This is a genomic window from Pseudomonas sp. AK106, from assembly GCF_053903055.1.
Map to the genome: position 1 here is coordinate 666,114 of NZ_CP096426.1, position 20,209 is coordinate 686,322.

The following is a 20,209-nucleotide window of genomic DNA, read 5'->3' on the forward strand; positions in this document are numbered from 1 at the left end:
ATACGAGTTCAACCCGTGTAATAGTAACGAATCGCATTAGCGTTCTTTTCATTACGGAGTCAGCTCGTGGTCAAGCTCTTTAACCGGACTCATGCATCGGTCCTGCTGTGTTCTGCCCTACCTGGTCTTGCAATGGCCGCTCAGACGGTTACCGAGTTGGCGCCCAGTGTCATCCAGTCCACACGCGATGCAGCTGACGGCTCGGGGAGCTATACGCTTTCTGAAGGGAGTACGGCCAGCAAGACCTCCACTCAGAATCGGGATGAAGCACAAACCGTCAACACCGTCACTGCGCAAACCCTGGATGACTACCAGGTCAAAGACCTCAACGACGCCATGCGCTTTGTCAGTGGTGTGTCCCAGACGAATACGTTGGGGGGCACGAAGGATGCTGTCATCAAGCGCGGATTTGGCAGCAACGACGACAACTCCATTTTGCGGGACGGGGTGCGCTCGGCGATCGGCCGCAATCTCGGCGCCACCACCGATCACGTAGAAGTGCTGAAGGGCCCGGCATCGCTCATGTACGGCGCGCTGGAGCCGGGCGGGCTGATCAATGTGATCAGCAAGCAGCCGCAATTCACCCAAAGCACGACTCTGACCGGATCTGGTTACAGTGAAGGCGGCGGGACGTTTGGTCTGGACACCACTGGGCCGCTGGGCGATACCAACCTGGCTTATCGGCTGGTTGCCGAGCGCTCCCACGAGGACTACTGGCGTAATTATGGTGTCGATGAGCACACGCTGATTGCGCCCTCGATCGCCTGGGTGGGCGACCGCGCCAGTTTCTCGCTGGCCTACACCTACAACGATTACGCGAGCCCCTTTGACCGCGGCACCGTGTTCGCCAATGGCCACCCGGCCGACATCAGTTACCGCGACCGTCTGGATGAGCGCTGGGCCAAGACCGTCGGCATCAGCCAAAGCACCACCGCGAAGTTCGAGTACCAGCTCAATGACGCCTGGCGAAGCCGGTTGACCTACGGATGGACCGAGGATCGTTACAGCCTGGCGATTGCACAGCCGAGCACCTTGAAAGGCGACACCCTGCGCCGGATTGCCAATGGCGGGCACTATGATTATGAGAGCCGCTATACCGCTCTGGACTTCATAGGCGATCAGCAGTTGTTCGGCCAGAGGCATGAGATCGTCGTCGGGGTGGACAACGAGTCGCTGGATAAATACCGCGGTAAAACCTATCGCAATGCCAGCAGCACCACCGGCAACCTCAACATTCAGGACCCCACCTACGGCAATCTGGCTGAGCCTTCGACGGTCAGCGCGGTCCAGAGCAACGCCGAAAATAACCTGGTCACTACCTCGGCATACTTCAAGGACAACTGGCACCTCAATGATCGCTGGATTCTGGTATTCGGTGGTCGTCAGGAACACTGGGATCAATACAGCGATCAGGGGCTGGGCAGCTCGTACGCACCGGGCGCCGACTCCAGCGGCGACAAGTTTCTCCCTTTTGGCGGGATTGTTTACCAGCCGACCGACAACGTTGCGCTCTACGCCAACTACAGCCGCTCCTTCGTGCCTAACGATGCTGACGACGCGGGCAACAGCTTCAAGCCTACCGAAGGGCGCAGCTACGAAGTCGGCATCAAATACAGCCCGGTCCAGGCGCTCAATGTGAACCTGGCCGTGTATGACATCGTCAAGAAGAACCTTGTGAACAGCGTGCTGCAGAGCAACGGTGACAGCATCGACGAAGCGGTGGGGAAGGCCCGCTCACGAGGGGTTGAGCTGGATGTGACCGGAGAGATAGCGCGTAACTGGAGCATCATCGGCACCTACGCTTATGACCACACGGAAGTGCTGAAAAACGAAGAGTCACCCGAGCAGGAAGGCAACCGCCTGCCCAATGCGCCGATGCATACTGCGAGCCTGTACCTCAGCCATCAACTCGCACTGCCTGCCGAAACCGGTAAGTGGCATGTCGGTGCAGGTGCCCGATACGTCGGAGAGCGGCCGGGGGACGACGCCAACAGCTTCTGGCTGGACAGCTACACAACGGCCGATGCCTTTGTGCGCTGGGATTTGCCCACCCATGACTACAAGACCAGCCTGCAGTTGAACATCGACAACCTGTTCAACAAGGAATACTACCCGGCCACCACGGGCAGCAGCACGCTTCAGGTGGAGGAGGGGGCGCTCCGAACCGCGCGGCTGACGGCCAGCGTCACGTTCTGATTGCAGCGACCGGTGCCGGGCAATCCGGCACTGGTCTGTTCAGATCAAGCGCCCCTGCCATGCACCTGGGAAGCAGGCTTTAGAGGCGCTTTTCTACTCGACCTTCGCCGGTACCCTGAATCGCGCAATCACCGGCATGTGATCAGAGATCAACAGGGTATCCGCCTGCCTCACCCGCGCCTCCACCCGCTTCAGCTTCGGGCTGTAGAACAGAAAGTCCTGCGTCCGGTCCGGGCCGCTGATGCTCGGGTCGTTGGGGAAGCGGGTGTACCACGTGCGACGATCCTCACCGGCTACGTCTTCATTGCTCGGGATCATCGGGAAGCTTTCCCACAAGCTGCGCAGCTCGCTCTCCGCCGAATACGGCGCGCGCTGTCCGGCAGGCAGTCGCTGATATTGCCCCTGCGGCAGTAGATTGAAATCGCCACCACTTATCCACAGCGTCCCGTTCTGCTCGAAGGCTTGTTGCAACTGACGAACCGACGCTACTTGCCGCTGTTGCACGTCGCCGCCCGATTCGGCATCGCTTAAATGCGTATTCGTCACTGCCAGGCGCCCGCCATCTTTGAGCGGCAGGTAGCTGACCAGTAGCGCAGGCCGGGGTTGAAACAGGCGGCTGATGAAATGGCCGGACGGCGAGGGCAGTTGCAGGCGTTCGGCGCTGTCCATCTGGTAGCGGCTCAGCGTTGCCAGCTTGCGGCCGACACTGCCGAAGATGTGTTGATCCGGCACGAAGTCGGACCTCCAGTAAAACGCCTCGCTGCTGCACGGGTACAGGTCGGCGACGCGCGCCTGGAGCAGGGCCAGTTGATTGCCGTAGTGGGTGTTCTTCGCGCCGTCGTCGACTTCCTGCAGCAAGACGATGTCCGGCTGCTCGTCGCGGATGACCCGCGCCACTTCATCCAGGTTGTACGCAATGTCTTCAGGCGTTGGCCGTTCATCCGGGCCGCTGCTGTCGGGCAGGTCGTACCAGAAGACATAACGCTTGCCGGCCAGGTATTGAATGTTCCAGGTCATCACCTTGAGCGTCTGACCCGGCGCCAATACCGGTGGCTTTCCGTCCTTCGCGTTGCAGGATACCGCCACCTTCTCGTGCCGGGTGGGGTGCCAGGTCACGTCATACAGCAGTATCACGAACAACCCGGCACACACTGCGAGGTAAAGCAGATACCGCGTCGGGCGTGCCATCTTGTCAGGCCGACCGGGCAGGTGGGTCGATGAGCATGAACAACCGGAACATCACCACGCTGATAAACAACTGCAGGAAGCTGGAAATACTGTCCACTGCAATCGACAGCCCCGGGCTCTGTTGGTCCGGCAGCACGTAATAACTGAGCGCCTCAAGCAGCGACAGCGGGATGTAAACGCACAGCACGCAGACGAAAATCCGCACCACATGGCCCTGGGTCATCCTGAAGCTTTCGCGCATTGCCTCCAGCGGCCCCATCCCGCGCAACACCAGCAGGTATTCCGACAGCACCAGTTTGATCATCACCCACACGCCCGGCAGGATGAACAGCGACATGCCGGCCATGATCAGCAGCGTGCTCAGTGCGGTCAGCACCGCGAAGGTAGGCCACAGGCGCAAGGCAACCGCCCACAGGTTGGATTTGACCGGTTCTTCGCCACGGGTTTTGGCGTCCATAAACAGGATCAGCGCGCCGGTATAGAGCGGGTAGAAAAGCAGTCCGACCAACAGTGGCGCGGCCCCGGTGCTCGCCCCGAAGCCGACGAGCTGTTTGGTCAGGGCCTCCAGTACCACCAGCGGCAGGCACAGCGTAAGAATGCTGCCGAAGTTGCGTCGGAAGAAGTAAAACGAGTCTTGCAGAAGGGTCAGCGGATTCATGAACGGATCACAAGGATAAGCAGGCCAACACTGTAACGTAGCGCCGCAGAACCGGCCAACCGGCCGCGACCTGCGAGCCTTCTTAACTTTTTTTACATGCTATTGAAACGCCCTTGAACAGCCCCATTACTGGCTATGCCTGAGCAATGGCTCAGAACAGAATTCCTACGGCAATCTAACGAGGTCGCCATGAACAGCGAAGAACAAACCCTGATCGACGGCTTGTTTGGCAAGCTCAAGCAAGCAGAAACCGAATCGGCCCCCCGTGATGCGCAGGCCGAAGCGCTGATCAAGGAGCACCTGACTCGCCAGCCCGCTGCGCCTTATTACATGGCGCAGTCGATTCTGGTGCAGGAAGTCGCGATCAAGCAGCTGGAGGCCCAGAACCGTCAGCGCGACGAGCAGATTCAACAACTGCGGGCTGAACTGGAGCGGTCAAAATCTGCGGCGCCTGCGCCGTCCGGCAGTGGCGGCGGGTTTCTGTCGAGCATCTTTGGTGGCGGTTCGCGCGAGCCTCAGGCTCAGCAACCGGCTTCGTCGTTCTCGCGTCCATCGAATCCGCAGCCTTCGTCGGGCGGCTGGCGCGAAAGTGGCCCTGCAAGCGCGCCGCCTTACAACGCGCCGCAGCAGAACTATGCTCAGCCACCGCAAAACTATGCCCAACCGCAACAGGCACCGGCGGCGCCCGTCGGCAGTGGTTTCCTCGGTGGCGCACTGAAAACCGCCGCGGGTGTGGCCGGTGGCGTGATGCTGGCGGAAGGCATCAGCAGCCTGTTCCACCACAACAGCCAACCGCAGGAAGTCGTCGAGATCATCCAGGAGCAGCCGGCCCAGCCTGCCGCTGAACATGATCAGGGCGGCAGCGGTGGTTGGGGTGACGACCAGCAGCGCGTCACTGGCAACGACAACACCGGGAATGACGCCTGGGGCAGTGATTCGAATGGCTTCGCCGATACCGATTACGGCAGCGACACCGGTGGCGGCATGTTTGACGACGACGATTCGTTCGTCTGATAGCCGCAGCTAACGCCCTCCCTGTGGGGGTGAGCTTGCTCACGAAGGCGGCATTTCAGTCGCTGAAGATTCGGCGGATGGCCAAGCCATTTCGCGAGCAAGCTTGCTCCCACAGGATTGTTTCTATAGGGATCAGGTCTGCGCAGCACAACCGCGCCCTCCACCCAATCCTTCTATCCCTTCCCCAAACTGGCATACTGAGCGCCGGTCCGGTTTTCGGATCCCTGTCGCTTGTCAGCGCATCGAGGAATTTGGGTGAGAAGAATCGCGGTCTTCGCCGACGTACAGAATCTGTATTACACAGTGCGTCAGGCTCACGGTTGTCACTTCAATTACGCCGCCCTGTGGGCTGACATCAGCCAGCGCGGGCAGATCGTCGAGGCGTATGCGTATGCCATCGACCGTGGCGACAGCAAGCAGCAGCAATTTCAGCAGATCCTGCGCAACCTCGGCTTTACCGTCAAACTCAAGCCCTACATCCAGCGCAGCGACGGCTCGGCCAAAGGCGACTGGGACGTGGGCATCACCATCGACATCATGGACGTCGCGCCGAATGTCGATGAGGTTGTGCTGGCGTCCGGGGATGGGGATTTCGACCTGTTGATGGAGCGCATCATCAACAAGCACGGCGTCGAAGCGATTGCCTACGGTGTGCCGGGGTTGACCGCCAATTCGCTGATCCGCGCGGCCAGTCATTATGTGCCCATCGAGGGCGGGTTGCTGCTCAAGAATTGATGCCAGCAGCGCGCTGATCAGGCCGCCTGATACTTCTCACGTCCACGCACCACCCCGCTATTTGAAGGCCACGCCATGCAAGAACGTATCGCCGTCATCGACTTCGAAACCACCGGCATTTCCCCCAGCAGCTACTGCCGCGCCACGGAAATCGCCGTGGTGATCGTGGAGCAGGGCGTGATCGTCGAGCGCTATCAAAGCCTGATGAACGCTGGCGTGCGCATCCCGTCTTTTATCGAGTCCCTGACCGGCATCAGCAACAGCATGCTGCGCACGGCGCCGCCGGCTGACCGGGTCATGAACGAGGTCGCCGAGTTCGTCGGCCTGACGCCACTGGTGGCGCACAACGCCTCGTTTGACCAGAAGTTCTGGGACTTCGAGCTGTCACGCATCAAGCGCAATCGCGTACAAAGCTTCGCCTGCTCGATGCTGCTGGCGCGACGCCTTCTGCCCCACGCGCCGAACCATAAACTCGGCACCCTCACCAGTTGGGCCGGCTTGCCCCACACGGGCAAGGCTCACCGGGCCATGGCCGATGCCGAAATGGCCGCCAACCTCACGCTGCACCTGGGCCATCAACTGCGCGACACCCATGGCCTCGCCGGCGTTTCCCACCAGTTACTCTGCACGCTGCAAAAAGTCCCGGCGAAAAAAATTGCAGATGCGATCAGCAAGCACCGGGGGCTCTAGCCAGACTGTGGCGCAGGTGGCTCAAACCCAATCAGCATGCCCTATCAGGTGAATAAAGCCGGCATCGCCTTGAGTCAGTGCAGCAGACTCCGCGGAGTTGGCGATATTGAATGCGACCTGCCCACGGCTCGTGCCGCCGTCCAGCGATTGGACCCAATAGGCAAGGCCGCCAGCGTCGCTGCCTCGATCCAGGACGTTGTGATACAGATTTTCGACAAAGGCTGCGTTGCTGCCATCGGGCAGGCGTTGGGAAAACTCGGCAGATTGCACAAAACCATCCGCAATCTGGGCACCGGTTTCGCCTGCGGCGCCGTGAGACAGCCAGAACTTCAGGCCTTCGATATCGGGAGCACGATCCAGGATGGCATACAGACGACCAATACTTGCCTGCGCCGAGTCGAGAACGAACAGTTCGCGATCTGCGAAATCCAGCACATTGAAGCCACTCAGGTCGAACGTCGCCGCAGCTCCCGTGGAACGACTAACGGATAGCGTATCGGTATCGAGCGCGCTGATCGTGTAGGCGGATGCAGCGTCGTTGAAAATAAAGGTGTCGATACCGGCGTTGCCGGCCAGATGCGAAACTGCATTGCCGTCAAGCCTGACTTCCTGCTCGCTGATCTGATCGTCGCCAGCCGTGCCGGTGGCCACGCCCTTGCCCACCACCATATCCAGATTGTTCCAGGCGTTATGAGCCACGATCCTGATGTAGCCTGCCTCGCCCTCCGAGAAGTCATGGCTCTCGCGCGAATTCAGGAAGCCATCAGCAACCGCTGTTCGACTCAAACCCTGCTGCAGCAGCGTGTTCCAGTACGACACACCTGAATCATCGCCTGTGCGATGCAGTACATTCTGATAGAGCTCAAGCACAAAGTCCCGACTACCAAGCATGCTGAAGCGCTGTATCCCTTCAGCGGAATTCAGAAAGCCATCGCGAATCTCTGCATCCGAACTGCCCATCGCCTGATGCGTCAGCCAATAATTCAAGCCCTGATAATCGGGCGTCCGACCGAACAATGAGTAGAGCCTGGCAACGTAAGCCTGATCCTCGGTGAGCGCTGTGTGATGTAGGTCCATGCCAAAACTCAATGAAACAGTGGCGTCACTCTCGGCATTAAAGGCGCCATACCGGCTGTGAAACGCCATCAGCAGTTCGTCGACACTGGCATTGCGGTCCATGAAAGCCAGCTTTTCGACGCTTGAAAGCGAGTCCACATCGGACGTTTGCGCGTCATGAACGCTGAGGCTGGCACCACTCACAAGCGCGGCATCGTAGCGTGCAAAGTAGCGGGCACCTGCCTCGGTATACAAGGCGGTGTCTAAGCCGTTGCCACCATTGAGCATGTCCGAACCCGCCCCTCCCATCAGCCGATCGTTGCCATCGCCGCCAAACAACTGGTCATTGCCCGCGTTGCCATTGAGGAAGTTGTCGCTGGCGTTGCCGATCAGCGTATCCGCGCCTGCACCCGTTATGGCGTTCTCGATAACCGTACCGCGCGCGATGGCGATGTTCGATACACCGCCGTACAGGCTGGAAAAAGCTTCACTTCTCAAATCGACTGTTTGAGCGCCGGCATAGGTGCCGACGTTGATCGTGTCATTGCCGCCCGCATCATAAATTGTGCCCACCAGACCTGGCATGAAGTCGGTTCCGGCGTTGTTGTTGAAACCGTAGGTATTGTCACCTGTGCGGGTAACGGCGGTGCCGTACAGTGACTGGATGGCTACGATGTCCGCCAGCATAGGCGTAGCGACATAGCCGAAAGAGGCATTGGAATAGGTATTCTCGTCCTGACTGAAGTAGGACATTACCGAGTATTTCCAGCTGTCCTCTTGATAGAAAACATTGTTGGGGAAGGTCGCGCTTCCGTTGTAATTGCCCGCATGGCCCAACCCCAGCGCATGGCCGATTTCATGAATGTAGGTTTGCTGATAATACAAACCGTATTTCACCCAATCGGAAGCGATGTTGACGCTGCTGTTCGAGATGATGCTGCCTGCATAGTTGGAGCTGCTATACGCACCGCTTTTGTTTTCGCTGAAATTGATCGCAGCGGCAGCGGTGGTTTCCTCAAATTTCAGGCCGCTGACATTGGTCCAGCTTTGCAGCGCATATCGAGCAACAACCTGAGCATTTGCGCTCAAGCTGGCCAGGTTGACGGTGAGCGACCCACCGGCGTGCACGTCAAAGTGGTGTTGGGAACCGCCATAGGCGTCGTGCCAATAGCCATCAGTCAGGTAGTTGGCTTGCTGATCAAGCGTCAGGTGCCCAAGCGTCGCCTGGCTGGTGGCTGTCTGTTGGCTCACACCCTGGCTGGTCGCTCCGTCCGTCCAGAGTTGGGTGAGCGCATCGCACATCGAACACATGTAGAAACTCCGGGGCAAGGCAGGCCTGGCCAGGTCAATGACGCAATAATCGGGTAGGGATCGGTGATGAGTTCAATCCGCTGAGCCAGCTTTGAAAACTGGCTACATGACCTTCACGCGCGTTGACCCGCCTTGGTCTTGACGAGGGTGTGGCTCTTCGAGAAGGTACGGCAGGGCACGGTCGAAGACGCTAGTGCCCATTCCTGATGAGGTTGTCGGCATGCTTTCTGGCGACTAAAGGCGGTTTTTTCCAGGGCCGACGAAATACCGCTGGGAGAGGCTGGAGGAGGGCGATGGCCGGGTTGTCATGGCGCCTATCGCTTACTGCGTACTTTCAATTCCCGATCATCTTGCCGCTCCCTCGTGAGCGGCTGCGAACACCTCGCCAGCAAAAGTGTATGGGTCGAATAAACCGCATTTGTAACTGACGCCGGCGGCCCTGAGATTTCTAGAATCAGTCCCACAATAAACGACTGTACTAGAGCCTTTCATGCCTGCCGCCCGCCGTTTTCCCCTGCTGCTCATCGGGGCCTTTTTCGCGCTTTATGTGATCTGGGGCTCAACTTATCTCGCCATCCGCATCGGTATCGAAACCTGGCCTCCGCTCATGATGGCCGGGGTGCGCTTTACCATCGCCGGTTCCATCCTGTTCGCCTTCATGCGCTTTCGTGGCGCGCCGATGCCCACCTGGAAACAGTGGAAATCCGCCGGCATGATCGGCTTTCTGTTGCTCGCCTGCGGCAATGGCGGCGTCACGTTGGCCGAGCACGCAGGCGTTGCTTCTGGTGTCGCAGCGTTGGCAGTAGCCGTGGTGCCATTGTTCACCTTGCTGTTCGGCCTGTTCTGGGGCCATCGCAACACGGGGCTGGAATGGGCGGGCATCCTGCTCGGCCTTGTCGGCATCTCCTTGCTCAACCTCGGCTCGAACCTGCAGGCCAGCCCCATGGGCGCTGCGCTGGTGATCTTCGCCGCCGCGACCTGGGCGTTCGGTTCGGTGTGGAGCCGCTACCTGCCATTGCCCGCCGGACCGATGGCCAGCGCCTGTGAAATGCTGGTGGCCGGCGCCGTGCTGTTGCTCGGCAGCTTCATCAGCGGCGAACGCATGACCCAATCCCCCGGCCTGTCGGGCTGGCTGGTGATGGCGTATCTGGTGGTGTTCGGCTCCATCGTCGCGTTCAGCTCTTACATGTACCTGCTGAAGAACGTGCGACCCGCCGCCGCGACCAGCTATTGCTACGTCAACCCGGCGGTGGCGGTGTTGCTCGGCGTGTTGTTCGCCGGCGAACACATCGGCTGGGCGGAAGGTGCAGCGATGGCGGTGATCATCAGCGCCGTCGTGCTCATCGGCCTGCCGCAGTGGCGCAAGCAGAAACCGTTGCAGAAAGGGTAAACTGCGCGCCATTGTCTTCTACAGACTCTTGTGCGCTGACCTTTTTCCAACGGTACTGAAATGACATTCGCCTCCCTCGGCCTGATCGAACCCCTGCTGCGTGCCCTCGAAACACTGGGCTACCAGACTCCCACCCCCGTTCAGGCCCAGGCGATTCCGCCCGTGCTCGAAGGCCGCGACCTCATGGCCGCTGCCCAGACCGGTACCGGCAAGACCGCAGGTTTCGCGCTGCCGTTGCTGCAACGCCTGACCATGGAAGGCCCGAAGGTCGCCGCCAACTCCGTGCGCGCGCTGGTGCTGGTGCCGACCCGCGAACTGGCCGAGCAGGTTCACGAAGCCATTGCGCAATACGCCGAACACCTGCCGCTGACCACTTACGCGGCCTACGGCGGCGTCAGCATCAACCCGCAGATGATGAAACTGCGTCGAGGCGTTGACGTCCTGGTTGCTACCCCCGGCCGCCTGCTCGACCTGTATCGCCAGAACGCCGTGAAGTTCTCGCAGTTGCAGACCCTGATCCTCGACGAAGCCGATCGCATGCTCGATCTTGGCTTCTCCGAAGAACTGCGCGACATCTACGCCGCGCTGCCGAAACGTCGCCAGACGCTGCTGTTTTCCGCGACCTTCTCCGATGCGATCCGCGCGCTGGCCGGGCAGATGCTCGACAACCCGCTGACCATCGAAGTCAGCCCGCGCAACGTGGCGGCGTCGTCGGTCAAGCAGTGGATCGTCACCGTCGACAAGAAGCGCAAGAGCGAACTGTTCATCCATCTGCTCAAGAAGCATCGCTGGGGTCAGGTGCTGGTCTTCGCGAAAACCCGCGTCGGTGTCGACCAGTTGGTGGAGCGTCTGCAGGGTCTGAGCCTCAACGCAGACGGCATTCACGGCGACAAACCCCAGGCCACTCGCCAGCGCGCGCTGGATCGCTTCAAGAGCGGTGACGTGCAGATCCTCGTCGCGACCGATGTGGCGGCTCGCGGTCTGGACATCGACGACCTGCCGACCGTGGTCAACCTCGACCTGCCGATCGTTGCCGAAGACTACATCCACCGCATTGGTCGCACCGGCCGCGCGGGCCAGACCGGTGAGGCGATTTCCCTGGTGTGCGCCGACGAAGTCGACCTGCTCAGCGCCATCGAAATGCTGACCCGCCAGACCCTGCAGCGCCGCGAGGAACCGGATTTCATTCCAGAACACCGGGTACCCGCCACCGACGCGACCGGGCAGGTTCTGAAAAAGCCGAAAAAGCCAAAGAAACCCAAAACCAGTGGCGGAGGCGGCAAACGCAATCTGGGCAAGTGGGTCGACAGCGGCGAAGCGGCGGCAGAAGTGCCGTCCATCAAGCCTGTGCGCAAAGTGCCGGTGTTCAACACCGGACCGCGCAAGCGTAAGCCGTAAGAAGAGCGGCAGAGTCCGGGCCCTCTCACCAGTGCCCGGACTTCAGCGCGATCAATGTGGCACCGCGCTGTGTCAGTGGGACCGGCTTCAGCCGGGAAGAGGGCAGTGTGAGCGCCATTAATTGTGCGGCGTGACGACCGGCGTCTTCCCGGCTAAAGCCAGTCCTACGGGTGTACGCGATCAATGTGGGACCGCGCTGTGTCAGTGGGACCGGCTTTAGCCGGGAAGAGGCCGGCATGAGCTCCATGAGGTTTGCGGCGTGACACCTGACGCCTTCCCGGCTAAAGCCAGTCCTACGGGTGTACGCGATCAATGCGGGACCGCGCTGTGTTAGTAGGACCGGCTTTAGCCGGGAAGAGGCCGGTATGAGCTCCATGAGATTTGCGGCGTGACACCTGACGCCTTCCCGGCTAAAGCCAGTCCCACAGGGTGAACGCGTGCTGTCAGTAGGACCGGCTTCAGCCGGGAAGAGGCCGGCATGAGCTCCATGAGATTTGCGGCGTGACACCTGACGCCTTCCCGGCTAAAGCCAGTCCTACGGGTGTACGCGATCAATGGGAGCGCGCTGTGTCAGTAGGACCGGCTTCAGCCGGGAAGAGGCCAGTGTGAGCGCCATTAATTGTGCGGCGTGACGACCGGCGTCTTCCCGGCTAAAGCCAATCCTGCTAATACCTATCGCCGGCGCAGCACATCCTGATAAAGATCCGCATACCCCTGCACCATCTCTTCCGCGGTAAACATCGACTCAAACCGCTGCGCCGCCTTCAACCCCATCTGCGTCGCCCGCTCTCTGTCATTCCACAGCGTATTCATCGCGGCCGCCAACGCATCCGAATCCCGTGGCGGAACCACCAGCCCGGTCTCGTCCGCGATGTTGATAAAGGTGGTGCCCGTGCCCATTTCGCACGAGATCATCGGCTTGCCATACATCGCCGCTTCCAGCAGCGAGATCCCGAAGGATTCCGAACGCTGGTGCGACGGGAATACAAACGCTTCACACAGCATCAGCAGCGCGTTCTTGTCCTCATCCGGCAGGCTGCCCACAAACACGACAGTGCCAAGCCCGAGCGCCTTGGCTTTCGCTTTGAGTTCCAGCTCCTGATGACCGCCGCCCATGATCACCACCGGCAGACGATTCTTGTGTGCAGCCTCAAGCAGAAAATCCAACCCCTTGTAGTAACGCAGCGCACCGACGAACAGAAAGAAGCGCTCGCCCAGTTGCTGCTTCCAGTGCTCGAGTTTCGCCTGAGACGGGGCAGGGTACGTGGCCCGATCCAGCCCGAACGGAATGATCTCGACCTTATCCCTGAACCGGGTCAGCACGTCGCTGCTCGCGGCGTAGTTGGGCGAAGACACGACGATCCGATCAACGCTCCCCAGAAAGCGGTTCATCAGCGGCGCATACAGCTTGAGCAGTGTCTTCTGCTTGATGATGTCCGAGTGGTAGCTCACCACCGTCGGCTTTTTGATCTGCGCGGCGAAGTGCGCGATGTCCATGTACGGCCACGGGAAGTGGTAATGCACGATGTCAGCGTCGCGCGCGAGCTCTTTGAAGTCCCGAATGCCCGACACCGAAAAGCCCGTCGACGCGACGTACAGATCCTGCTTTGAACGGTGGGCGATGTGATTGCCGACCGTCTCGTTACGCGCCGCGCCCTGTGTGCTCAGCGACAGCACCTGGGACTCGATCCCATGGGTCTGACAACCCTGTGCCAGCTGGAAGATGACTTGCTCGACCCCACCGCCCTTGCTTTCCGGGAAGTAGGTCTTGAAGAAGTGCAAAACTTTGGTCATCAGGATTCTCTGACGAAACGATAACGTCCGCTGTTCTCGCGATAGGTGCGTTGCGGGCAGAGCGGGGATGTGTGGAGCGGAGGATAAAGGAAAACCCGAAGCGCCACACAGCGCTTCGGGTTGGGTACTGCGGCGTTACGCGTCGGCCAGCATCCAGCCAAGCGTTTCGCTCAGCTCGGGTGTCTGCCAGCCCGGGACCAGCGACTTCAGCTTGCTGTTGTCGCCGCACAAGGTCTTGACCTCGTTGGCCCGCACGAAAGCAGGATTCACTTCGACGGTGAGGTCGTGGCCGGTGATGGCGCGACACATGTCGAGCACTTCACGCAGCGAGTGAGTCTTGCCGGAGCTGACATTCACGTACTGACCGAACGGCTTGGCTTCAAGCAGCCCGCGGTAAGCGGCCACCAGCGAACGGACGTCGCTGAAATCGCGCCAGACATCCAGGTTGCCCAGCTCGATTTTCTCGGCCTTCTCGCGGAAGTGTTTGACGATCTTCGGCAGCAGGAAGTTTTCCGCCTGGCCGACGCCGGTGTAGTTGAACGGGCGCGCGATGATGATCGGCAACCGCCCGAACCACAGACTGGCCATGTACTCCATGGCCAGCTTGCTCACGGCGTAATCGTTGGCCGGCGCCGGCCTGGTGCTTTCATCAAGCAACCCTTCCGACGCATTGCCATACACGTTGGCACTGCTGGCGATCAAAACGCTTTCAGGCGCTTTGCCGCAGTGGGCGATGGCTTCGAGCAGGTTGCGCGTACCAATCAGATTGACCTGGTAAAACGCATCCGCCGCGCCGTGCCCGACAAACGCCAGTGCCGCGAGATGAACGACGATATCCGGCTGAAGGTCCGCCAGCAGCTTGCTCAGACCCACCAGATCGGTGAGGTCGGCCTGATAATAATTGGCTTCATCGGACGGATTGCTGCCCAGGCCAACCACCTCGCAGCCCTGGGCTGTGAGCTCGGCGGCCATGTAGCGCCCCGTAAATCCATGAATACCCGTTATCAGCGCTCGCTTGCCGGCGATACTCATCAGAACGAGAACCCTTTTTCGTTACGACGCAGGTCCGCTTCGACCATCATGCGGCACAGCTCTTCCAGGTTGGTCTTAGGCTCCCAGCCCAGAACTTCCTTGGCTTTGGCCGGGTTGCCGATCAACAGCTCAACTTCGGTTGGGCGATAGAACTTCGGATTGACCGAAACCAGAACCTTGCCAGTGGCGGCGCAAGTACCGATTTCTTCTTCGGCTTCGCCACTCCAGTTGATGGTGATGTCGACAGCCTTGAATGCCATCGCGACGAAGTCACGGACGGTTTCAGTGCGGTTGGTGGCCAGAACGAAGGTGTCCGGCTCATCAGCCTGCAGCATGCGCCACATGCCTTCGACGTACTCTTTGGCAAAGCCCCAGTCGCGCTTGGCGTCCATGTTGCCCAGTACCAGCGAGTCCTGCAGACCCAGCTTGATCTTGGCAACGGTGTCAGTGATTTTGCGTGTTACGAACTCACGGCCGCGCAGTGGCGACTCGTGGTTGAACAGAATACCGCTGGTCGCAAAAATGCCGTACGACTCGCGATAGTTGATGGTCATCCAGTGAGCGTACAGCTTGGCGACGCCGTAAGGGCTGCGCGGGTAGAACGGGGTGTCTTCGACCTGAGGAATGGCCTGAACCTTACCGAACATCTCGGAAGTCGACGCTTGGTAGAAGCGGACTTTCGGGTTAACGATACGGATGGCTTCCAGCAGATTCACAGCGCCCAGGCCGGTGATTTCGGCGGTGGTGATTGGCTGTTCGAAGGAAACGCCCACGAAGCTCTGCGCGGCGAGGTTGTACACCTCGGTGGCTTCGGTGGTCTGCAGCAGGCGGATGCTGGCCGACAGGTCGGTCAGGTCGTACTCGACCAGGTGCAGGTTTGGATTGTTCTGGATGCCCAGTTCTTCGATCCGCCAGAAATTGACAGAACTGGTACGACGATAGGTGCCGTAGACGGTGTAGCCCTTGCCAAGCAGCAGTTCAGCCAGATAGGCGCCGTCTTGACCAGTGATGCCGGTAACAATTGCTTTCATGCGGGGATCAAACTCCGTTCATATAGACGTATAGGTGGCAGAAACCGACAGCGTCGCAGTGGTCGCTGGCGTGCGCGAAATATTTGCCGGGAAATATACACGGAACCAACGATGGGCTCGAGTAGGGAGGGTGAAATATGCGTCCCATAGTTGAGCAGAGCATTGGACTATTCCCCTTATCGGCCCTTCGCTAGTCCGAGGCGTTAGAGGGTCGCCTGGACTAGGGCAGCATGCTGAATACCCTACGCGGCACGTCTTAGGGGAAAATCCTTCCCCCTGCTGCGTCTCAAAATCCTGCACTTAGCAGGGCATCAGAGTGTAAACTCCGTCCCCCGAAGCATCTTCAGAAGCACCCTATGTGTGCGTCGTACCAGGTAGATTCGCGCCCCGGTCATGAAGCATCTTCCGCATGCAGCTTTTGTTATGTTCATCGTCTCAAAGTCCTTGTCACAGGCGTCAGCAAGCAGCAATGACTGCAGCCTTTCAGTATTCAGATCCGGTAAAACCATGGTTTCAGTAAAGCTTCACAACGGGCAGGCATTCATTTCCGAGCCCGGCGCCTCACTGCTTGATAGCGCCAAAGCAGCCGGCATCACCCTTGAATACAGCTGTCGTACGGGTCGTTGTGGCGTTTGCAAAACCACCGTGCTCAGCGGTGAAACAGAGGTCATCAAAGGCGAAACGTCTTTGACTGAAGAGGAGCTTGCGGCCGGCATGATTCTCACCTGCTGCCGCCGCGCTGTGACCGACGTAGAGATTGATGCCGAAGACATAGGTGCTCTGGGCGGGATAGAGGTCAAAACTCTCCCATGCCGGATCGATACGATTACTCGTCTGGCGGGGAACGTCGTGCAAGTGATTCTGCGCGTGCCGCCTGCAAGCAAGCTTCAGTATCTTCCAGGTCAGTACCTCGATGTCATTGGCGAGGGGGGCCTGCGCCGCAGTTACTCAGTGGCCAACGCCCCGCGTGACGATGGCAAGCTGGAGCTTCAGATTCGTGAGGTCGAGCAAGGCGCGATGTCGCGCTACTGGTTTGGTAGCGCCAAACCTAATGATCTTTTACGTCTGGAGGGTCCGCTGGGTACTTTTTGCTTGCGTGACAAAAAAGCCAGCACGCTGGTGTTTCTAGCCACCGGAACCGGTATTGCGCCGGTCAAGGCCATCCTGGAGCAATTGCAGGGCAATCCCGATTTAGTTGCGGGCAAAAAGATTTTCATTTATTGGGGCGGGCGGGCAGTTACCGATTTTTACTGGGCACCCCGGCTTGATGAACTGAACGCAGCATTTATTCCTGTGTTGTCTCGACCTGATGCCACTTGGCAGGGGCGAACCGGCTACGTACAGGCGGCCCTGCTTGATGACGGCCTCGACCTCACTCATGCGGTGGTTTATGCCTGTGGTTCGGAAACCATGATTCATTCTGCCCGGGAGGCCCTGACGAGCGCCGGGCTGCCTGTAAAACACTTTTACTCCGATGCATTCGTGAGTTCGAATTAACAAGGGAGCGGTTATGAAAGCAGTCATTCTGGCAGGCGGACTGGGTACGCGCTTGAGCGAAGAGACAGGTACTCGCCCCAAGCCAATGGTTGAAATCGGTGGCAAGCCGATTCTGTGGCACATCATGAAAATGTACTCCTCCCACGGCATCAATGATTTCATCATTTGCTGTGGCTACAAGGGCTACATGATCAAGGAATACTTCGCCAACTACTTCCTGCACACGTCGGACATCACGTTCAACATGCGCGAAAACACCATGAAAGTTCACGACCAGCGCGCTGAAGACTGGAATGTGACGTTGGTCGATACAGGCGAGACGTCCATGACCGGTGGCCGTCTGCGTCGGGTTGCGGACTATGTGCGCAACGATGAGGCTTTTTGCTTCACCTACGGCGATGGCGTTGGAAGCATGGACATCAGCGCTGCTGTCGCTTTCCACAAGAGCCACGGCAAAGCGGCCACGCTCACCGCTACCTTCCCGCCAGGGCGCTTTGGCGCACTGGACATCGCCGAAGGTCGGGTCTTGAACTTCAAGGAAAAGCCTAAAGGTGACGGCGCCATGATCAATGGCGGCTTCTTCGTGCTTTCTCCGCAAGTGCTGGATTACCTGGAAGGCGACAGCACGGTTTGGGAACAGGGGCCGTTGATGAGCCTCGCCGAACAGGGCCAACTGATGGCCTTCGAACATCCGGGCTTCTGGCAGCCGATGGATACCCTGCACGATAAAAATCTGCTTGAGAAGTTGTGGCAGAGCGGCGACGCGCCTTGGAAATTCTGGGACTGAGAACGACTATGAAAGCTTCTGTCTCCGCTGACTTCTGGAAAGGCAAAAAGGTCTTCCTCACGGGCCACACCGGCTTCAAGGGAAGCTGGCTTGCCCTTTGGTTGCAGGGCATGGGCGCGCAAGTGAAAGGCTTTGCCTTGGCGCCACCCACTACGCCTTCACTGTTCGACCAAGCGCAGGTTGAGCGGGGCATGGAGTCGCAGATCGGCGACATCCGCGACCTGCAGACTGTGACTGAGAGCATGGTTGCCTTCAATCCGGACATCCTGATCCATATGGCGGCGCAACCGCTGGTCAGGCTGTCGTACCGGGAACCGGTCGAAACCTACGCCACCAACGTGATGGGCACCGTTCATGTGTTGGAGGCCGCGCGCAAGTGCCCCGGCCTGCGTGCCATCGTCAATGTCACCACCGACAAATGTTACGAGAACCAGGAATGGGAATGGGGCTATCGCGAGAACGAGCCCATGGGTGGCCACGATCCGTACAGCAACAGTAAAGGCTGTGTGGAACTGGTAACCAGCGCTTACCGCAACTCGTTCTTTAACAGTGAACACTCCGCTGCACTGGCCTCGGCGCGCGCCGGCAATGTCATCGGCGGTGGCGATTGGGCTGACGACCGGTTGATTCCGGACATTTTGCGCGCTGTCGAACAGGGCAAGCCCGTGGTAGTCCGCAATCCCAAGGCCACCCGCCCTTGGCAGCACGTACTTGAACCGCTCAGCGGTTACCTTGTTCTGGCCCAGCACCTATGGGAGCATGGCCAGTCATTCGCTCAGGGCTGGAACTTCGGCCCTCGCGACGAGGACGCCCAACCTGTCGAATGGATACTCGATCACATGGTGCAGGCGTGGGGAGCTGGCGCTAGCTGGCAGCTTGACAGTGACCCGCAGCCGCATGAAGCACGCTATTTGAAGCTGGACATATCCAAGGCCCGCGCTCACCTGAAGTGGGAACCAACCTGGGGCCTGGAGACAACGCTGACTCGCATCGTCAACTGGCACAGAGCCTGGATGGAGAGTGCCGACATGCATGTCCGTTGCGTAGAAGAAATCAATAGCTACATGGCAGCCATGCCACTGGCGCCTAACCGATAATTAGCTTGAGCAGGAAATACTATGACCCCCGATATGCTCCGTCAGGAAATCAGCCAGCTCGTTGAGCGCTACGCCCAGACTGCCTTGGCGGCCAAACCTTTTGTCGGGGGCGAAACCGTCATCCCTCCGTCGGGCAAGGTAATCGGCGCGCGTGAACTGCAGCTGATGGTTGAGGCTTCGCTGGACGGCTGGCTGACCACTGGTCGCTTCAACGCTGAGTTCGAGAAGAAACTCGCTGCGTTCCTGGGCGTGAACCACCTGCTGACCGTGAACTCTGGTTCTTCGGCCAACCTGGTTGCGTTCAGCACCCTCACTTCACCGAAACTGGGTGATCGTGCAATCAAGAAGGGCGACGAAGTCATTGGCGTTGCGGCGGGTTTCCCGACCACCGTCAACCCGATCGTTCAGTTCGGCGCGATCCCTGTCTTCGTCGACGTGGAAATGAACACCCACAACATCAATGCAGACTTGATCGAAGCGGCCATCACGCCGAAGACCAAGGCCATCATGCTCGCTCACACCTTGGGCAACCCGTTCAATCTGGGCAAGGTGAAGGCGCTGTGCGAAAAGTACAACCTGTGGCTGGTCGAAGATTGCTGTGACGCGCTGGGTGCGACTTACGACGGCAAGATGGTCGGTACCTTTGGCGACATCGGCACGCTCAGCTTCTACCCGGCTCACCACATCACCATGGGTGAAGGCGGCGCGGTATTCACCAACGACGCCCAACTGCGAATGATCGCTGAATCGTTCCGTGACTGGGGCCGCGATTGCTACTGCGCGCCAGGCTGCGACGACACGTGCGGCAACCGTTTCGGGCAGCAATTCGGCAGCCTGCCTCAAGGTTACGATCACAAGTACGTGTACGCCCACCTGGGCTACAACCTGAAGATCACCGACATGCAAGCTGCCTGCGGCCTGGCCCAGCTCGACCGCGCCCCGGAGTTCATCGCAACCCGCAAGCGCAACTTCCAGCTGTTGAAAGAGCGTTTGTCCAGCCTGAGCGACTTCCTGGAAATCGCCGAGCCTACGCCTAACAGCGATCCTTCCTGGTTCGGCTTCCCGGTAACGCTGAAAGAGACTGCCGGCGTCAAGCGTGTGGACCTGTTGAAGTTCCTCGATCAGAACAAGATCGGCACTCGTTTGCTGTTCGCAGGCAACTTGACCCGTCAGCCGTACTTCCATGGCGTTGAGCACCGCGTCGTGGGCGAACTGACCAACACCGACCGCACCATGAACCAGACCTTCTGGCTGGGCGTGCAACCGTCGCTGGGTCAGGAGCAGTTCGACTACGTTGGTGAAAAACTGGAAGAGTTCTTCGGGATCGGTTTCTAA

General features: G+C 59.3%; 16 protein-coding genes. 10 read left to right on the forward strand and 6 right to left on the reverse strand.

The genetic code is table 11. The features are described from left to right. Positions 1-132 precede the first annotated feature (132 nt). A complete protein-coding gene (locus M1E04_RS03125) occupies positions 133-2,196 on the forward strand; it encodes a TonB-dependent siderophore receptor (protein WP_456292374.1) in 2,064 nt (687 codons plus the stop codon). Between the two features lie 93 nt (positions 2,197-2,289). Here the strand turns inward: M1E04_RS03125 and M1E04_RS03130 are convergent, their stop codons facing one another. After that, a complete protein-coding gene (locus M1E04_RS03130) occupies positions 2,290-3,384 on the reverse strand; it encodes an endonuclease/exonuclease/phosphatase family protein (protein WP_456292375.1) in 1,095 nt (364 codons plus the stop codon). Positions 3,385-3,388: 4 nt separating this feature from the next. Beyond that, entirely contained in the window at positions 3,389-4,042 is a 654-nt protein-coding gene (locus tag M1E04_RS03135) for a YciC family protein (protein ID WP_192133554.1), read from the reverse strand. A 189-nt stretch (positions 4,043-4,231) separates the two neighbouring features. Here M1E04_RS03135 and M1E04_RS03140 point away from each other — a divergent pair, with 189 nt between their 5' ends. The 3 genes from M1E04_RS03140 to M1E04_RS03150 all read left to right on the forward strand — a co-directional run bounded on the left by M1E04_RS03140 (position 4,232) and on the right by M1E04_RS03150 (position 6,481). Next, entirely contained in the window at positions 4,232-5,056 is an 825-nt protein-coding gene (locus M1E04_RS03140; RefSeq protein WP_065988344.1) for a DUF2076 domain-containing protein, read from the forward strand. A gap of 255 nt (positions 5,057-5,311) precedes the next feature. Then, on the forward strand, positions 5,312-5,791 hold the full coding sequence (locus tag M1E04_RS03145; RefSeq protein ID WP_456292376.1) for an NYN domain-containing protein: 480 nt from the start codon (positions 5,312-5,314) through the stop codon (positions 5,789-5,791). Between the two features lie 75 nt (positions 5,792-5,866). After that, positions 5,867-6,481, forward strand: coding sequence for a 3'-5' exonuclease (locus tag M1E04_RS03150; RefSeq protein ID WP_065988342.1), 615 nt, complete (start codon positions 5,867-5,869; stop codon positions 6,479-6,481). A gap of 21 nt (positions 6,482-6,502) precedes the next feature. Here the strand turns inward: M1E04_RS03150 and M1E04_RS03155 are convergent, their stop codons facing one another. After that, positions 6,503-8,848: a DUF4214 domain-containing protein gene (locus M1E04_RS03155; RefSeq protein WP_456292377.1), complete on the reverse strand. Its 2,346-nt coding sequence runs from the start codon at positions 8,846-8,848 to the stop codon at positions 6,503-6,505. A 490-nt stretch (positions 8,849-9,338) separates the two neighbouring features. Here M1E04_RS03155 and yedA point away from each other — a divergent pair, with 490 nt between their 5' ends. Both yedA and M1E04_RS03165 read left to right on the forward strand, forming a co-directional pair. Further along, the gene (yedA, locus tag M1E04_RS03160) at positions 9,339-10,238 is read left to right on the forward strand and encodes a drug/metabolite exporter YedA (RefSeq protein WP_065988340.1); all 900 of its coding nucleotides are present in this window, start codon (positions 9,339-9,341) and stop codon (positions 10,236-10,238) included. Between the two features lie 60 nt (positions 10,239-10,298). Further along, a complete protein-coding gene (locus tag M1E04_RS03165; protein WP_296315014.1) occupies positions 10,299-11,636 on the forward strand; it encodes a DEAD/DEAH box helicase in 1,338 nt (445 codons plus the stop codon). Between the two features lie 672 nt (positions 11,637-12,308). On the opposite strand, the gene M1E04_RS03170 is transcribed toward M1E04_RS03165, so the two are convergent. The 3 genes from M1E04_RS03170 to gmd all read right to left on the reverse strand — a co-directional run bounded on the left by M1E04_RS03170 (position 12,309) and on the right by gmd (position 15,493). Next, positions 12,309-13,430: a glycosyltransferase family 4 protein gene (locus M1E04_RS03170; protein WP_456292378.1), complete on the reverse strand. Its 1,122-nt coding sequence runs from the start codon at positions 13,428-13,430 to the stop codon at positions 12,309-12,311. A gap of 135 nt (positions 13,431-13,565) precedes the next feature. Beyond that, complete coding sequence (locus M1E04_RS03175) at positions 13,566-14,462, reverse strand: GDP-mannose 4,6-dehydratase (protein ID WP_065988337.1); 897 nt, start codon at positions 14,460-14,462, stop codon at positions 13,566-13,568. After that, complete coding sequence (gene gmd, locus M1E04_RS03180) at positions 14,462-15,493, reverse strand: GDP-mannose 4,6-dehydratase (protein WP_065988336.1); 1,032 nt, start codon at positions 15,491-15,493, stop codon at positions 14,462-14,464. The genes M1E04_RS03175 and gmd overlap by 1 nt, the downstream gene beginning before the upstream one ends. Positions 15,494-15,916: 423 nt before the next feature. Here gmd and M1E04_RS03185 point away from each other — a divergent pair, with 423 nt between their 5' ends. The 4 genes from M1E04_RS03185 to rfbH are packed head-to-tail and all read left to right on the forward strand — an operon-like array spanning position 15,917 to position 20,209. Next, entirely contained in the window at positions 15,917-16,990 is a 1,074-nt protein-coding gene (locus tag M1E04_RS03185) for an FAD-binding oxidoreductase (protein WP_456292379.1), read from the forward strand. Between the two features lie 13 nt (positions 16,991-17,003). Further along, positions 17,004-17,777 carry a glucose-1-phosphate cytidylyltransferase gene (rfbF, locus tag M1E04_RS03190; RefSeq protein WP_369319809.1) on the forward strand — a complete coding sequence of 258 codons (774 nt, stop codon included), beginning with the start codon at positions 17,004-17,006 and terminating at the stop codon, positions 17,775-17,777. Positions 17,778-17,785: 8 nt separating this feature from the next. Then, positions 17,786-18,874, forward strand: coding sequence for a CDP-glucose 4,6-dehydratase (gene rfbG / locus M1E04_RS03195; RefSeq protein ID WP_456293141.1), 1,089 nt, complete (start codon positions 17,786-17,788; stop codon positions 18,872-18,874). Between the two features lie 21 nt (positions 18,875-18,895). Beyond that, positions 18,896-20,209: a lipopolysaccharide biosynthesis protein RfbH gene (rfbH, locus tag M1E04_RS03200; RefSeq protein WP_369319807.1), complete on the forward strand. Its 1,314-nt coding sequence runs from the start codon at positions 18,896-18,898 to the stop codon at positions 20,207-20,209.

Excerpts from the sequence above, each read along its gene's own strand:
- M1E04_RS03125 (WP_456292374.1), top strand. The coding sequence starts at position 133 with ATGGCCGCTCAGACGGTTACCGAGTTGGCGCCCAGTGTCATCCAGTCC.
- M1E04_RS03130 (WP_456292375.1), bottom strand. The coding sequence starts at position 3,384 with ATGGCACGCCCGACGCGGTATCTGCTTTACCTCGCAGTGTGTGCCGGG.
- M1E04_RS03135 (WP_192133554.1), bottom strand. The coding sequence starts at position 4,042 with ATGAATCCGCTGACCCTTCTGCAAGACTCGTTTTACTTCTTCCGACGC.
- M1E04_RS03140 (WP_065988344.1), top strand. The coding sequence starts at position 4,232 with ATGAACAGCGAAGAACAAACCCTGATCGACGGCTTGTTTGGCAAGCTC.
- M1E04_RS03150 (WP_065988342.1), top strand. The coding sequence starts at position 5,867 with ATGCAAGAACGTATCGCCGTCATCGACTTCGAAACCACCGGCATTTCC.
- M1E04_RS03155 (WP_456292377.1), bottom strand. The coding sequence starts at position 8,848 with ATGTGTTCGATGTGCGATGCGCTCACCCAACTCTGGACGGACGGAGCG.
- yedA (WP_065988340.1), top strand. The coding sequence starts at position 9,339 with ATGCCTGCCGCCCGCCGTTTTCCCCTGCTGCTCATCGGGGCCTTTTTC.
- M1E04_RS03165 (WP_296315014.1), top strand. The coding sequence starts at position 10,299 with ATGACATTCGCCTCCCTCGGCCTGATCGAACCCCTGCTGCGTGCCCTC.
- M1E04_RS03170 (WP_456292378.1), bottom strand. The coding sequence starts at position 13,430 with ATGACCAAAGTTTTGCACTTCTTCAAGACCTACTTCCCGGAAAGCAAG.
- M1E04_RS03175 (WP_065988337.1), bottom strand. The coding sequence starts at position 14,462 with ATGAGTATCGCCGGCAAGCGAGCGCTGATAACGGGTATTCATGGATTT.
- gmd (WP_065988336.1), bottom strand. The coding sequence starts at position 15,493 with ATGAAAGCAATTGTTACCGGCATCACTGGTCAAGACGGCGCCTATCTG.
- M1E04_RS03185 (WP_456292379.1), top strand. The coding sequence starts at position 15,917 with ATGTTCATCGTCTCAAAGTCCTTGTCACAGGCGTCAGCAAGCAGCAAT.
- rfbF (WP_369319809.1), top strand. The coding sequence starts at position 17,004 with ATGAAAGCAGTCATTCTGGCAGGCGGACTGGGTACGCGCTTGAGCGAA.
- rfbG (WP_456293141.1), top strand. The coding sequence starts at position 17,786 with ATGAAAGCTTCTGTCTCCGCTGACTTCTGGAAAGGCAAAAAGGTCTTC.
- rfbH (WP_369319807.1), top strand. The coding sequence starts at position 18,896 with ATGACCCCCGATATGCTCCGTCAGGAAATCAGCCAGCTCGTTGAGCGC.